At 67.6% G+C, this 14,589-nt stretch carries 14 protein-coding genes and 1 pseudogene; 7 read left to right on the plus strand and 8 right to left on the minus strand.

Going from position 1 to position 14,589, the window contains the following annotated elements; genetic code table 11:
- Positions 1-66: 66 nt before the first annotated feature.
- From DFQ14_RS17380 to DFQ14_RS17405, 6 genes are all read right to left on the minus strand, one after another.
- Positions 67-1,548, minus strand: coding sequence for a gluconokinase (locus DFQ14_RS17380; protein ID WP_114454355.1), 1,482 nt, complete (start codon positions 1,546-1,548; stop codon positions 67-69).
- Between the two features lie 137 nt (positions 1,549-1,685).
- Complete coding sequence (locus DFQ14_RS17385) at positions 1,686-2,675, minus strand: DUF1648 domain-containing protein (protein ID WP_114454356.1); 990 nt, start codon at positions 2,673-2,675, stop codon at positions 1,686-1,688.
- Positions 2,672-3,019 carry a GntR family transcriptional regulator gene (locus DFQ14_RS17390; protein ID WP_179951604.1) on the minus strand — a complete coding sequence of 116 codons (348 nt, stop codon included), beginning with the start codon at positions 3,017-3,019 and terminating at the stop codon, positions 2,672-2,674. Before DFQ14_RS17390 ends, DFQ14_RS17385 begins: the two co-directional genes overlap by 4 nt.
- Before the next feature lie 183 nt (positions 3,020-3,202).
- Positions 3,203-3,472: a type II toxin-antitoxin system Phd/YefM family antitoxin gene (locus tag DFQ14_RS17395; protein WP_114454357.1), complete on the minus strand. Its 270-nt coding sequence runs from the start codon at positions 3,470-3,472 to the stop codon at positions 3,203-3,205.
- A gap of 114 nt (positions 3,473-3,586) precedes the next feature.
- Positions 3,587-4,648: an aspartate-semialdehyde dehydrogenase gene (locus DFQ14_RS17400; protein WP_114454358.1), complete on the minus strand. Its 1,062-nt coding sequence runs from the start codon at positions 4,646-4,648 to the stop codon at positions 3,587-3,589.
- Complete coding sequence (locus DFQ14_RS17405; RefSeq protein WP_114454359.1) at positions 4,648-5,913, minus strand: aspartate kinase; 1,266 nt, start codon at positions 5,911-5,913, stop codon at positions 4,648-4,650. Before DFQ14_RS17405 ends, DFQ14_RS17400 begins: the two co-directional genes overlap by 1 nt.
- A gap of 404 nt (positions 5,914-6,317) precedes the next feature.
- Here DFQ14_RS17405 and DFQ14_RS17410 point away from each other — a divergent pair, with 404 nt between their 5' ends.
- The 3 genes from DFQ14_RS17410 (at position 6,318) to DFQ14_RS17420 (ending at position 9,766) form a co-directional block, all read left to right on the plus strand.
- A complete protein-coding gene (locus tag DFQ14_RS17410; RefSeq protein ID WP_158546715.1) occupies positions 6,318-7,568 on the plus strand; it encodes a glycosyltransferase family protein in 1,251 nt (416 codons plus the stop codon).
- Between the two features lie 236 nt (positions 7,569-7,804).
- Entirely contained in the window at positions 7,805-8,392 is a 588-nt protein-coding gene (locus tag DFQ14_RS17415) for a nitroreductase family protein (RefSeq protein ID WP_114454361.1), read from the plus strand.
- Between the two features lie 192 nt (positions 8,393-8,584).
- Positions 8,585-9,766 (plus strand): aminotransferase class V-fold PLP-dependent enzyme, encoded by a 1,182-nt coding sequence (locus DFQ14_RS17420; protein WP_114454362.1) that lies wholly within the window; start codon positions 8,585-8,587, stop codon positions 9,764-9,766.
- 39 nt (positions 9,767-9,805) lie between these two features.
- Here the strand turns inward: DFQ14_RS17420 and DFQ14_RS17425 are convergent, their stop codons facing one another.
- Both DFQ14_RS17425 and DFQ14_RS17430 read right to left on the minus strand, forming a co-directional pair.
- Entirely contained in the window at positions 9,806-9,994 is a 189-nt protein-coding gene (locus DFQ14_RS17425) for a PspC domain-containing protein (RefSeq protein ID WP_114454363.1), read from the minus strand.
- Between the two features lie 46 nt (positions 9,995-10,040).
- A complete protein-coding gene (locus DFQ14_RS17430; RefSeq protein ID WP_246195843.1) occupies positions 10,041-10,478 on the minus strand; it encodes a hypothetical protein in 438 nt (145 codons plus the stop codon).
- 316 nt (positions 10,479-10,794) lie between these two features.
- On the opposite strand from DFQ14_RS17430, the gene leuA reads away from it, so the two are divergent.
- From leuA to DFQ14_RS17450, 4 genes and pseudogenes are all read left to right on the plus strand, one after another.
- Entirely contained in the window at positions 10,795-12,603 is a 1,809-nt protein-coding gene (leuA, locus tag DFQ14_RS17435) for a 2-isopropylmalate synthase (RefSeq protein WP_114454365.1), read from the plus strand.
- A 239-nt stretch (positions 12,604-12,842) separates the two neighbouring features.
- Positions 12,843-13,184, plus strand: a complete 342-nt coding sequence (locus tag DFQ14_RS17440) for a hypothetical protein (protein WP_141921410.1) — start codon at positions 12,843-12,845, stop codon at positions 13,182-13,184.
- Positions 13,185-13,210: 26 nt separating this feature from the next.
- Complete coding sequence (locus tag DFQ14_RS17445; protein ID WP_158546716.1) at positions 13,211-13,807, plus strand: DUF3558 domain-containing protein; 597 nt, start codon at positions 13,211-13,213, stop codon at positions 13,805-13,807.
- Between the two features lie 16 nt (positions 13,808-13,823).
- Positions 13,824-14,589: pseudogene (locus DFQ14_RS17450) on the plus strand (hypothetical protein); the annotation flags it as partial.

Genomic DNA, 14,589 nt, shown 5'->3' on the forward strand with positions numbered 1-14,589 from the left:
TCCTCGGCGGCTCCGGCATGAGCCACTCGCACCGGAACCCGGCACAACACCCGCACGAGTGGCGACCTACTCCAGATCACGCAGGGCCTCGTGTACCTGTTCGATTCGGGGACGTCGCTGCGCCATCAGCCGGGCGGCAGCATGGTCCGGCGACACGGTACGGCTGGGCTGCACCAGGGAAGCGGCATCACCGAGCGAGTCCATTTCGCCCAGAGCACGCCAGCCCAGCAGGACCGCACCGAGACCGGAACCGTTCCTGTCCTCGGCGAGCTCCAGATCGATGTCCAGCGCTGCGGCAACGACCTCGGACCACACGCGACTGCGGAAGCCTCCACCGGTGGCGCGCACCGCATGCACCTGCGCACCCGTGTCCTGCACCGCGTCCCGCACGAGCGCGAGCTGCTGAGCCACACCCTCCACGATGGCCCGGGTGATCTCGGCCCGGCCGTGGAACTTGCGCAAACCGATCAGCGAGGCCGTCAGCCCGGGCTCCCACCACGGGGCACGCTCCCCGAGCAGGTACGGGAGCGCGAGCAGACCGTCAGCGCCCGGTGCCACCTGCAGCGCCTCGTCCAGCAGCGTCGACAGATCCATGCCGAACGTCTCGGCCGCCCACTGCCCGACCACGGCACCATTGCTCACCGCACCACCGATGACCCAGAGACCGTCACCGAGCGCATAGCTGAAGGTCCGGCAGCGCTTGTCGATACTCGGCTGTTCGGAAACCACGCGCAGCGCACCACTGGTCCCCAGGGACAAGCCGGCCACACCCGGTTTGACCGCTCCCACGCCCAGATTGCCGAGCGGCCCGTCTCCGCCACCGAGCACCACCGGCAGTCCCTCGGGCAGACCCGTGGTCGCAGCCGCCCGGCCGGTCAACGGCAGGATGTCGGTCGGTGCCCTGATGCCGGGAAGCTGATCGGCACGAACGCCCGCCACCTGCAACGCCTCGTCGCACCACTCCAGGCGCTGCATGTCCTGCAGGCCGCTGCCCGATGCCATCGAGTGCTCGGTGACGAACTCACCCACGAAGGCACCGACCACGAAATCCTTGAGCGCGCACCAGGAGACGACGTCGTGCGCGAGGTCCGCGCGTTCGGACGTCAGCCAGGCCAGCTTGACCATCACCGACTGCGTGTGCACCGGTGTTCCGGTCGTGCGGTGCAATCTCGCCGCCGTGTCCCCGTCGCTGCGCAGGTGCCGGGCCACATCGGCCGCGCGGGTGTCGGCCCAGTTGAAGGCGGGGGTCGCGGGTTTGCCGGTCGAATCCAACCCCAGCAGGGTGTGCATGGCGGCACTGAACGACAGAGCCTCGACACGGCACCCGTTGTCCCGTGCCCACGAGACGCACTCGGTCACCGCCGCGATCGCCGCGTCGCGCACGGCCTCGGCATCCTGCACGGCCTCGCTCGGCTCGTCGGTACGCAGCTCGTTGTCGCGTTCCGTCCAGTGCAGTACCGCACCCTCACGAGTCGCGGCCACCACCTTCGTCGCCGTGGTTCCCAGGTCGATACCGAGTACGACCGCCTCGCTTGCACCTGCAGTCATACCTCCAACCTATCTGGCCGGGAGGCCGGACACGTGACGTACTCCATGAGAGCCTTCCCCGCACACGTTTTCGACTACCGGAACCGCATTGCCGAGCGCGGCGGCGAAGAACACGACCACGTCGGCGTCCCGGCGGATCATGCGTTCTCCTGCGGCTCGGTGGTACGGGTGCGACCGACCAGGGTGTTGAGCAGGGCGGCACCCCGCTCGGCGTCGTCCACGCTGATACCGAGCTCGCCGCCGGAGGTGTAGCGCACCACGAGGCATTCACCGGCGCGGATCATGATCGTCGAGCGACCGGGCAACCCCCGAATGCCCCAACCACCGACCTCGGAGGGCCGCCGGGTCTCCATCCGGGCACTGTCGATCTTGTGCAGCGGAATCCGTCGGACCGGCCGACCCAGCGGGCCGAAGGCGATGCTCAGTCCCTGCTCGGTGATCCGCACGCGCACCGTGGACACGGCCAGGCAAACCAGGCCGACCAGCGCGAAGACGAGCAGGGTGGCCCACGAAGAGACCATCCCCAGTCCCATCAGCACGGCCACGACCACGGCCACCGACAGGCACGCCAGGGCCGCCGACACGAGACCTGTGCCCGTTCCCGACGAGGACACCCACACTGCCTTCTCATCGGGGCGAAGCCGCAACGTCGGAGCAGGGCGGTCGCTCTCGGAACTCTCGTCCGGTCCCCGCCGCGCCAGCAACCAGCCGAGCCAGCCCGCAAGCAACGGCGTCGCGATGAGCGGGGCCGCCTGCCACGTCACCGACCGCGCCTGCGACCAGGAACCGGCATCGAGATTGGCCCACACGGTCAGCAGCATCAGGCAGGCGACGAACACCCCACCCCAGACCAGGGAGGCACCCAGCCATGCTCGCCGCTGCCGCTGCCGCACTCCGCCACGCACCGCGGCCACCGCCGCCCCGGCGAGCAGCAGCCACAGGGCCACGCTCAGCAGGATCAGTCCCCACAGGGGCATCGCATTGTCGGGCTCGCCGGAGACCCCCCAGTGGACTGCGATCGGTGCGGGCAACCGTTCCCGCAGCGCCAGGGGAAGCCCCGCCAGAAACCCTGTCACCAGAGTCGTCCACAGGCCGGCGAACAGGAAGAACCGCGTCCGGAAGGTCATGACGACTCCTTGATCAGCTCGATGACGTCCTCGGGCCGGTAGCCGTACCTCCGGGCCTCGTCCAGCAGCTCCCGCACCCTGCCCTGCAATGCGCCGCGCATGTCGGGACGCGCCCGCACGGACACGCCACGCCCCCGGCGGAACTCCAGCAGCTGCTCGTCGCGCAGTTCGCGCAGTGCCCGCAGCACGGTGTTCACGTTGACCTCCAGCGCTCCGGCGATCTCCTTGGCCGGAGGCAGTCGATCCCCCGGCCCCATCTCGCCGGACGCGACCGCGCGGCGGATCGCGTCGGCGACCTGCACGTGCAGGGCTCGCGGATCGTTCAGGTCCAACGTCATCAACATGGTGATAGTGATACTAGCACCATTAGCAGTGCTGGCAAGGCCCGAGCACGAAAAAGACTCGGCGCCCACCCGCAGTGCGGATGGGCGCCGAGGAAAACAGGCATCAGGCGTGCGCGATCTTCTCCGGAGCCGAACTCGGATCTTTCCGGGCACGCTTTGTCAGCACGACCTCGTAGCGCCGGATCACCGCCGTTCGACCCCGAACTCGGCCATAACCTCGTCCAGAGGAACCGTTTCGCCACGGTCCAGCTCGGCTGTCCCCTCGGCAATGGCTGTCACAAGTTCAGGATCCGAGGCGACGGCCAGCGTCTCCTCCAGGGACTCCAGATATTCGGTCGAAACCACGGTGGCCACCGGCTCACCGTTGTGGGTCACGTCGATACGCCCCTCGGAAGAGGGAAGTTCGGCCACCACCTCCGAGAGCGGGCGCTGATCATCGGGAATCACCGTCATGAGTGCAGTATGCCCGGACCACGCCCGATTTCCCAGTGCCCTGCGCCACGAACGTCCGTTCGGTGCAAGTGAAGGGGCTTGCCCTCCGAAGGCAAGCACCCCTTCGCGGAAAGTTCAGTCCTGCACGAGCGTCTCGGCGATCTCGTAGGTGTTCAGCGCCGCCCCCTTGCGCAGGTTGTCGCCGCAGACGAAGAACTCCAGCGTGTTCGGGAAGTCCAGCGCCTGCCGCACCCGGCCCACATAGGTCGGGTCCGCGCCGACAACACCGGCCGGAGTCGGGAAGACCTCGCCCGCGGGGTCGTCCTGCAGCACGATCGACGGGGCCGCCTCGAAGAGGCGATGGGCCTGCTCGACGGAGATCTCCCGCTCGAACACCGCGTGCACGGCCAGCGAGTGCGTCGTGACCACCGGAACCCGCACGCAGGTCGCCGAGACCTTCAGCTCCGGGATGCCGAGGATCTTGCGGGACTCGTTGCGGACCTTGAGCTCCTCGGAGGTCCAGCCGTCGTCCTTGCGGGAGCCGCACCAGGGCACCACGTTCATCGCCAGCGGCGCCTTGAACGGGGTCTGCTCGGCCAGCAGGCCGGCGGCAGCGAGCGCCTCGGCGACATCACCCGCGCGCTCCCCGACCTGCTTGCCCGCGACGGCGGCGATCTCCTCCTGGAGCCGGTCGATGCCTTCCTGCCCCGAACCGGAAGCCGCCTGGTACGACGACACCACCAGCTCGCGCAGACCGAACTCGCGATGCAGGGCTCCGAGTGCCGTCATCATCGACAGGGTGGTGCAGTTCGGATTGGCGATGATGCCCTTCGGACGTTCGTGCACCCGGTCGGCATTGACCTCGGGCACCACCAACGGCACCTCGGGATCCATCCGGAACGCACCGGAATTGTCCACCGCGATCGCGCCGCGCTCGACCGCGACCGGGGCCCACTGCGCGGAGAGCTCGTCGGGCACGTCGAACATCGCGATGTCGACCCCGTCGAAGGCCTCCGGCGACAGCTCCACCACGGTGTGCTCGACGCCGCGCACGGTGATCTTCTTGCCCGCCGAGCGGGCCGAGGCGATCAGGCGGATCTCACCCCAGGGCACGTTCTCCCTGCTGTTCAGAATGTCGATCATCACCGAGCCAACGGCTCCGGTGGCACCGACAATGGCCACGGTCGGCCCCGGCATCAGCGACCACTCCCTGCGTAGACAACGGCCTGCTCATCGCCACCGAGTTCGAAGGCGGCGTGCAGTGCACTGACGGCGTCCTCCAGCTGGGTGTCGCGAACCAGCACGGAGATACGGATTTCGGAGGTGTTGATGATCTCGATGTTGACCCCGGCATCGAACAACGCCTCACAGAACGTCGCCGTCACCCCCGGATGCGAGCGCATGCCTGCGCCGACCAGCGAGACCTTGCCGACGTGGTCGTCGTAGACGACCCGTTCGAAGCCGACCTCCTCGGAGATCTTCTCCAGTTCGGCGACCGCCTCGGCGCCATGGCTCCTGGAAACGGTGAAGGTGACGTCGGTACGCCCCGAATCGGTGCTGGACACGTTCTGCAGCACCATGTCGATGTCGATCTCGGCGTCGGCGACCGCGCGGAAGATCTTTCCCGCGACGCCGGGCTCGTCCGGCACACCGCGCACGGTGACCTTTGCTTCCGACCGGTCGTGGGCCACGCCGGTGATCATCGCCTGTTCCACGGGAAGGTCCTCCACTGAGCCGGACACGATGGTTCCGGACTTGGGTGAGTAGGAAGAGCGGACATGCAACGGCACGCCGTAGCGGCGGGCGTACTCCACCGCCCGCAGGTGCAACACCTTCGCGCCGGTGGCCGCCAGTTCCAGCATCTCCTCGTAGGTGACGCGGTCGAGATGCCTGGCATCCGGGGCGATTCGCGGATCCGCCGTGTACACACCGTCGACGTCGGTGTAGATCTCGCACACATCGGCGTTCATCGCGGCAGCCACCGCCACGGCCGTGGTGTCCGAGCCACCACGGCCGAGCGTGGTGATGTCCTTGTTGTCCTGGCTTACTCCTTGGAAGCCGGCGACCATGACGACCTGTCCCTCGTCGAGTGCCTCCTGCACCCGGCCGGGGGTGACGTCGATGATCCGGGCGTTCTGATGTGCCGAGGTGGTGATCACACCGGCCTGCGAGCCGGAGAACGAGCGCGCCTGCGCACCGAGCGACTCGATCGCCATCGCCACCAGGGCGTTGGAGATGCGCTCACCGGCGGTCAGCAGCATGTCGAGTTCGCGCTCCGGAGGAGCCGGATTCACTTGCTGGGCGAGGTCGAGCAGCTCGTCGGTGGTGTCTCCCATGGCGGAGCACACGACGACCACGTCGTTGCCTGCCTTGCGAGTCTCGACGATGCGTTCGGCGACTCGTTTGATTCGATCAGCACTCTCGAGAGAGGAACCGCCGTACTTCTGGACGACGAGCGCCACGTGTAACAAACCTCCTCGAGCCGTGCGGACGTCCCGGGCGCGAGTGCCCCGCGCTGACTGCCGGGAGAGATGAAGCCACCGACTCGATCAACGCCTGCATTCCGGCACCGCATCGGCGGCTCCACGACCGGCGGAAGGGCAGCGTCGATTCGCTCCCGCGGCGGGTACGAACACCCGCCCGATCACGACCGAAGCGACTGCTCCCGAGGAGCATCCACGAGTCTCCTCCCGTGCACGTCCTCCAACAGTTGCCCACTTGAGGTGCCCTCTACCAAGTCGCTCCGCTGCCAGACCAGGGTACCGAATCGTCACCGCCCTGACCCATCCCCATTCGGGGCGGCTAACCTGCGATGCCGGGTTGTCGACACCGCCGAGCAGGTTGTCCGCAGCGGAAAGGGAGCAGGTTGTCCACCATCCCCGGAGCGACCGGTCCGATGCGCCCCGACGTTCAGGATACGGGTGCTGCGCACCGGAAGCAGGGTGCGCGCGGGTCGCTGCGGCGGATCCGTTCGTCGCCGGCGCACCATCACGAAATCCTGCTCTTCCTGGCGCCGGCTGTGGTGTATCTCTCGGTCCGGTCTTTCGGACTGGTGGTGCTCACCTTGCTGTCGGCGGCCAACGACCAGTCGGTGTCCGGAAACCTGTACTCCTGGGATGCCCAGTGGTACCTGGAGATCGCCACGAACGGCTACGACGGCGTCGACCCGAGCATGGTCGACGGCTTCGGCAACCGGTCCTCGGAGACCCCACTGGCCTTCTTTCCCGGATACCCGCTGCTCATCCGCCTGTTCACCGTGATTCCAGGGCTCGGCCCACCCGGCGCGGCCATCACCGCGACGCTCGTGGCAGGCGTGATCTGCGCGTACGGGCTGGCTCGGCTGGGGCGCCGAATCAGCGGTTCGCACGGAACCGGACTGCTGTTCGTGGCGCTGTTCGCCGCCGCCCCCATGTCGGTCGTACTGCTGATGCCCTACACCGAGGCAGTGTTCTGTGCGCTGTCCGTGTGGGCGCTGGTCGGCGTGCTCGAACGGAGATGGCTGCTTGCGGGCCTGTGCTGCGCGGCAGCCGGACTCGTGCGCCCCACGGCCGCCGCCCTGATCGCCGTGGTCGGGCTGGCTGCCCTCATCGCCGTCGTTCGGCGGCGCGAGGCCCGACGCAGCCCGCTGCCGTGGCTGGCGATGCTGCTCGCACCGTCCGGGATGCTGGCCTACCTCGGCTGGGTGGCAGCCCGGACCGGCGACCTCAACGGGTATTTCGAACTGCAACAGCGGGGCTGGTCCTCGGCCTTCGACGGCGGTCTGACCACCCTGCGATTCGCGCTCGAAACGCTGTCGACGGACAAGTCGGTGCTCGAAACGTTCACCGTGTGGATCGTGCTGGCCGCGGTGGTGCTGATGGTGCTGTGCGTACGTCACCGGCTGCCCTGGCCGCTGGTGCTGTTCGCGTTGCTGGTGCTCGTGCTGGATCTGGGCTCCGACGGCCTGATGTACTCGAAAGTTCGGCTGATGCTGCCCGCCTTCCCGCTGCTGTTGCCGGTCGCGCTCGGACTGTCGAACAGGCGCACCACGACAGCCGTGGCCACGACCGCGCTCCTGGTGTGCTTCGGCACCTGGTTCGGCGCCTACTCACTCACCGCCTGGCCGTACGCGATGTAGCGGGTGCACGGACCGGCTCGGGCAGCAGTGCGGGTGGCGGAACCTCCGGCGTCGCCTCGCTGCGTCGGGCCTCTGTTGAGCATGTCGGTACGCGGCGAGAGACTCTGCCTTGCAAGGCATCCATCCGAGGCACCGGAGGTGGTCATCCTGCTCGAAGTGATCGCTCGTGCCGATGGATGAAAGGATAACGACACACCGGATCAGCTACGCAGGTCACAATAATCCGAGGAGGCCTTGTGAAGCCCGCCGATACATCGGTCCCGCTGCACCCGTTGCTGGCCGAGCGCTGGAGCCCGCGCGGTCTGGACCCGGACGTGGAACTGACCGACAAGCAGTTCACCGCGCTGTTCGAGGCCGCACGATGGGCACCGTCCTGGGGCAACACCCAGCCGGCCCGCTACATCGCCGGACGGCGCGGTGACGAGACGTTCACGCGTATCCACGAAACGCTCTCCCGCGGCAACCACGGCTGGGCCGCGAACGCCGCGGCGCTGGCCATCGGCGTGGCACAACTGGTCAACGACGAGGGCGAAACGATGCCCTACGGCGAATACGGGCTCGGACTGGCCAGCGAGAACCTGGTGTTGCAGGCGGTTTCGGAGGGACTCGTGGCACACCAGATGGCCGGATTCGACCGGGAAGCCGCCCGCACCGCGTTCGCCGTACCGGACGGGTTCGAACCGCTGGTGGCGATCGCCGTCGGGGGGCAGGGTCCGATCGAGAACCTGCCGGAGAAGCTGCAGGAGAAGGAATCGGCTCCCCGCCTGCGGAAGTCACTGTCCGAGATCGTGTTCAGCGGTTCCTGGGGATCGCCGACCTTCTGAGTGCTCCGGCCGGAGTCGGCCTCCCCACGGACCAAGCGGAAGTCACTGTCCGAGATCGTGTTCAGCGGTTCCTGGGGATCGCCGACCTTCTGAGTGCTCCGGCCGGAGTCGGCCTCCCCACGGACCAAGTGGCATTCTCTCGCAATATCGTTACTTACCGTGGCGTAATGCGATAGTAGTTCACCCGTGCGGATGAAAACGACGACGAGAGTGGCCGCGGCAGCGCTCGATCAGCAGGACGTGCTGGCGAGCCTGCGCGAGCGGTACGACCTGCACCCCGACGTGATCCGTCTCGACGGCAACAGCGTGGGACCACTGTCCCGGGTGGCACCGGCGCGGCCACCCACGTCCGCCGAGCACCCTCGGTTCGCCCCTCCGGGCCCGGCTCGCCCGGACCACGACCGGTATCTCGAGATGCAGCAGGCCACCGAGCGCCTCGCACCGCTCGTGGGGGCCGATCCCGCCGAGATCGGCCTCACCGACTCCACCTCGATGAGCCTGTTCCGGGCACTGCTCACGGCCGCCGACCTCCGCTCCGACCGGCCGGTCCTGCTGCTGGGACAGGACTGCTTTTCGACCGACCGCTACCTCGCTCGCTCGGTGGCCGACTTCACCGGCCGTGACCTCGTCCTGCTGGAGCGCTTGCGGGACCTGCCGGACAAGCTCGACGCCAGGGTCGCCGTGGTGGCTCTGTCGCACACGGACACGGTCTCGGGCACCGTCCGGGACTCGGCGGCGATCACCGCCGAGATCCACCGGGCGGGCGCACTCGCGCTGTGGGAGCTGAGCCACTCGGCAGGGGCCTTGCACGTGGACCTGCATGCGTGGGAGGCCGACTTCGCCATCGGGTGCGGGGACAAATACCTGGGCGGAGGGCATACCGCTCCGGCGTACTCCTTCGTGGCGCGGCGGCACCACGCCGATGTGCACCGCGCGCTCCCGAACAGGGACGGATCCGGCGGCGCGGACGTGCTCGATCCACCGGCCATGGACGTCGCGGCCTCGCCGATGCAGTCGATCTCCGGATTTCACGAAGGCCTGGCCGCGCTGGAAGGCGTCTCCACCTCGACACTGGAGGCCAAGACCTCGGGGCTGATCACGTTGTTCCTGGCACGAGTGAACCGCAGTCCCGACACCGGGGTGGACGTGCTCGGTCCTTCGCGGGGAAGCAGACGAGGCACCCAGCTGTCCCTGCGCCACCGGCACGCCCGGTACCTCGCGCAATCCATGTTCGCCCGCGGGGTACTCCTCGACTTCCTCGAGCCGGACATCCTCCGACTCGGTTTCGCGCCCTCGTGGCTGCGCTACGTCGACGTCTGGGAAGCGGCCGAAGCGCTCAACGAAGCCCTCGACGAGGTCACCCGCTACGCGTAATCGACGACCGGAGGGCACCGGGAGTGCGACCTCACGGCTCTACCGTCCCGACTTCGGCATCAGGATCCACAGTCCCAGGTAGAGCAGGATCTGGGGTCCCGGCAGCACCAGCGAGAGCACGAAGGCGAGCCGGACCAGCCCCACACTCAGCCCGAAGCGGTTGGCGAGGCCCGCGCACACACCCGCGATCATCGCTTCGTGGCGCGGGCGGACAAGAGTACTGGTCATGCCAGCGTGGTACCCGCGAACACGCGGTGTGCAAACGGGCTCGCGATCAACCGAGCGTGCGGATGATCTTGACCGCCAAGGAGGTGACAACCAGCCAGAAGAGCGCCGCGAGACCGTAGTTGACCAGCACGTCGAGCTTGGGGTCGCCGGGCTGCGGGAAGAGGTTCTGAAAGCCCAGCGCCAGCGGATCCGCCCAGCCCGCCACGAAACGGGTGATCCCGTTGTCCGGATTCGCACCACCCACGGTGAGCACGACGTGCGCCGTCAGGATCACCGCCGCGAGAGTGCCCACCCAGCGCACCACGGTCGTGATCACTTCCACGGCACGGGCACGGGCCCTGGCGAAGTCGTACGACGACTTGCGCCTGCGACGTCCCGTCACAGGTTCCTGCTCACTGCTGTGCTCGTCATGCGTGCTTCTGTCGACTGCCTGTTGCTCACTCGTGTGCCCGGTTCTCGCCGATCTCCCCGTGTCCTCGGACATACCGAGAAGTGTGGCACGTCACCACCCCGGAAAACTACTGTCGGGTAGCAAAGGATTTCAGCAAATGCAGCCGGTGAGCAACCCGCGGCACTCGCTTCGCGCCCGCCGTGACCAGTACCTTCGCTCACACCGCGTCCAGTATGCGGACAGTGTGGTTGCGTCGAGTACGGACCGTAGCGCTAGCCTGGGGTCGTGGCACGCGCCCTCCTCCTGCTTCGCCGCCGCGACGGGGTCTGTTAGACCGGCCCCTCGTCGCGGGGTTCGAACGCGCCGGTCGTGACGTTTTCCGACCCATCACAGCAGGAGTTTCATCCGCATGACCACCTCTTTCGATCCGCAGGCCCCGTTCACGGGCAATATCCGCAAACCCGCCCGCCCCGCGCCCGCCGATCAGCAACCCTGGAATCCGCAACAGGGCAGCGCGATGCCCGTCCACCGCTACCGCCCGTTCCACGAACTGGTCGAGAACGTCTCGCTGCCCAGCCGCACCTGGCCGGACCAGCGGATCACCAGGGCGCCGCTGTGGTGCGCGGTCGATCTGCGCGACGGCAACCAGGCACTGATCGATCCGATGTCGCCGGCTCGCAAGCGCCGCATGTTCGATCTGCTGGTGGCCATGGGCTTCAAGGAGATCGAGGTCGGTTTCCCGGCCGCCAGCCAAACCGACTACGACTTCGTCCGCGAGATCATCGAGGACGAGGCGATCCCCTCCGACGTGCGCATCCAGGTGCTCACGCCGTGCCGACCCGAGCTGATCGAGCGCACTTTCGCCTCGCTGGAGGGCGCGCACTCGGCCATCGTGCATCTCTACAACTCCACGTCGATCCTGCAGCGCCGTGTGGTGTTCGGCGAGGAGCGCGAGGGCATCAAGAAGATCGCCGTCCAGGGTGCGGAACTGGCCCTGGAGTACGCGGCGAAGTACCCGGACACCGATTTCCGGTTCCAGTACTCACCCGAGTCCTACACCGGGACGGAGCTGTCCTACGCCGCCGAGGTGTGCGACGCCGTCACCGAGATCTGGCAGCCCACGCCGGAGCGGCCGGTCGTGCTGAACCTGCCCGCCACCGTCGAGATGGCCACTCCGAACGTCTACGCCGACTCCATCGAGTGGATGCACCGGAACCTGGCGCGCCGCGACTCGGTGATCCTCTCGCTGCACCCGCACAACGACCGCGGCACCGGCATCGCCGCCGCCGAACTCGGCTACCAGGCGGGCGCCGACCGCATCGAGGGATGCCTGTTCGGCAACGGTGAGCGCACCGGCAACGTCGACCTGGTCGCGCTGGGCATGAACCTGTTCAGCCAGGGCGTGGACCCGCAGATCGACTTCTCCGACATCGACTACATCAAGCGCACCGTCGAGTACTGCAACCAGCTGCCGGTCCCCGAGCGGCAACCGTGGGGCGGTGAGCTCGTCTACACCGCGTTCTCCGGCAGCCACCAGGACGCGATCAACAAGGGGCTGGAGGCGCACCGGCGCGACGCCGAACGCGCCGGGGCCGAGGTGGACGAGCACCCGTGGGAGGTGCCGTACCTGCCGATCGACCCGAAGGACGTCGGCCGCACCTACGAGGCCGTGATCCGGGTGAACTCGCAGTCCGGCAAGGGCGGCGTGGCCTACGTGATGAAGACCGAGCACCAGCTCGACCTGCCGCGCAAGCTGCAGATCGAGTTCTCCAAGCTGGTGCAGGAGCACACGGACTCCGACGGCGGGGAGGTCGACCCCGACGAGATGTGGAACGTGTTCTCCGGGGAGTACCTCGACAGCCGGACACCGGTGGAGCTGCTGCGGCAGCGGCTGTCCGGCGAGGCGGGCAACGAGTCGATCGAGGCGACGGTCCTCGTCGACGGCACGCAGCACGAGATCAACGGTACGGGCAACGGCCCGATCGCCGCGTTCGTCGACGCGCTGAGCACCGTCGGTTACCAGGTCCGGATCATGGACTACCACGAGCACGCGATGACGGCCGGTGACGACGCCCGCGCCGCGGCCTACCTGGAGTGCGCCGTGGACGGCAGCCCGTCGGCCGGGACGGACGTGCTGTGGGGTGCCGGGATCGACACCTCGACGGTCACGGCCTCGCTGCGCGCCGTGGTCTCGGCCATCAACCGCGCCCACCGCTGATCCGACGTCCGGTGGGTCGATGTCGCGCGACATCGACCCACCCCGGCGCTCGTTCACCGGCCGAAGTGCAGCCGTTCGGGCCGCCGGTTTGCGGACTGCCTGCACCGACCCGCCGCTCCATCGCCGCCCGACCGGGTGTGTGCGCCGTCACACTGCGGATGCGGTCGTTTCGCTGACAGGGCCGTGATCGATCCGGCAGGATGCGGATCGATCACGGCTTTCCGGGAGGGAACGGATCGATGACACAACCGGGTGACGGCTTCGAGGTGGACGTCCCGGCTCTGCGTGCCGCCGTGGCGGAGCTCAAGGACGAGCGGGACAGGATCGACCAGCTTGCAATGGAGGCTATGCGCGGTATCAAGCCCGGTGAGCTGGTCGCCGATGATCGGACCACCCAGCTCGCCCGCGAGCGGATCGAGGCCAGGGCCGTCGGCGAGGACGGTTCGTTAACTGAAGCAACCTCAAATCTTCGAGACAGGCTCAATGAGAAGATCGCGGCCTACGAGGCCACGATCGCCGAGTACCAGCGGCGCGACGGCGAGGCCCTGCCGAACCGGCTGCCGGGCGATGCCCGCGCGTGAGGCCCGGGAACCCAGGAGGCGCAAGAGTGCGTAAACCAACTCGTGCGGCGGTGGCCGCCGCCAGCGCGGTGCTGCTCGGAACACTGACCGCCTGCTCCGGCGGCTCGCAGGCCCAGCCGGAGAACCGGCCGACAACAACCGGCCCGACACCACAGGCACCGTCCGGTGTCTCGATCACTGATCCGAAGGATGCCGCCGCCGTCCCGCTCTGCGACCTCCTGCCCTCCGAAGCAGCCAAGTCGCTGGGTTTCAAGGACCAGGGCAAGAAAAATGAAGCAATTCTTTCTGACGGACCACCGTTCTGTGTCTGGAAAGATCCACAAGGATCAGGAACCAAAGTCATGGTCAGTGTCTTGAAGCGTAAGATCGCAGATTACTACGCTAGTCCAGACACTTGGTCTGACTTCAGGAAGATCACAGTGGCAAGCCATCCCGCTGTGCGAGCAAACAAAGGCAATCCTGTAAACACCGGATACTGTGATGTATACCTAGCGACGCAGAAAAGTCAGATCCTGTTGAGTCAGGTTTCTGTTCCTGCCAGCGAGCGACCAGCAACGAAACCTTGTCAACTATCCCGCAAAGTGCTGGAAGCGGTCGTGCCGACGTTGCCGCCGGCGCAGTGATGATGGGGGTTTGATCATGACCGAGGTGTGCTACGCCAGCGGTGCGAGAATGTACCGGCAGGCGATGGCAGGCAGTGTCGACGCCACCGAGCTCCCGCCGCCTTCGTCGACCACCGGTGCCGAGCAGTGGAACAACGCCGCCACGGTGCTCGGTGAGATCGGCGGCAGGATCGAGAAGGCCATCGGCAAGGCCGAGGCAGCGCATCGGGGCAAGGCCGCCGAGGCCGCGCAGGCCTCGGTGCGCGAGATGGTCCCGCACATCGAGGCGTGCAAGGCGACCGCCGAGGGTGTCCGGGACGCGATCAATCAGCAGGCCGGATACCAGCACGAAGCCTTCCGCGCGCTTCCCGCCAAGGGTGAGACGCTGCCCGACGGCCGCCCGGCCCAGATCGACCCACCCGAGAAGGGCTGGGTCGAGGACTACGGCATCGACAATGTTCCGCTTCTCGGTGATGCGATGAGCGACTACGAGGAGCGCCAGGAGCGGTTCCAGGCCACCAACGAGCACGCCGAGCAGGTGATGCGGCAGTACCAGGGCAAGACCGACACCCTGGTCGGCCAACTGCCGGAGTTCCGGCAGCCGGCTCCGGCACAGCAGCCTCCTCCGTCACCCTCCGGCGGCGACAGCGGCACCGGCAGCAGCGGGCTGTCGAGCGCGAACTACAGCAGTACACCGACCATGGGCGGTGGTTCTGCTGCGGCGGGGTCGTCGTCGGTGTGGTCCTCGGGTGGGGGTGTTGCGGCTGGTGGGTCGTATTCTCCGTCGGGGGGTTCGGTGCCGG

Source organism: Halopolyspora algeriensis (assembly GCF_003337235.1).
GTDB classification, from domain to species: domain Bacteria; phylum Actinomycetota; class Actinomycetes; order Mycobacteriales; family Pseudonocardiaceae; genus Haloactinomyces; species Haloactinomyces algeriensis.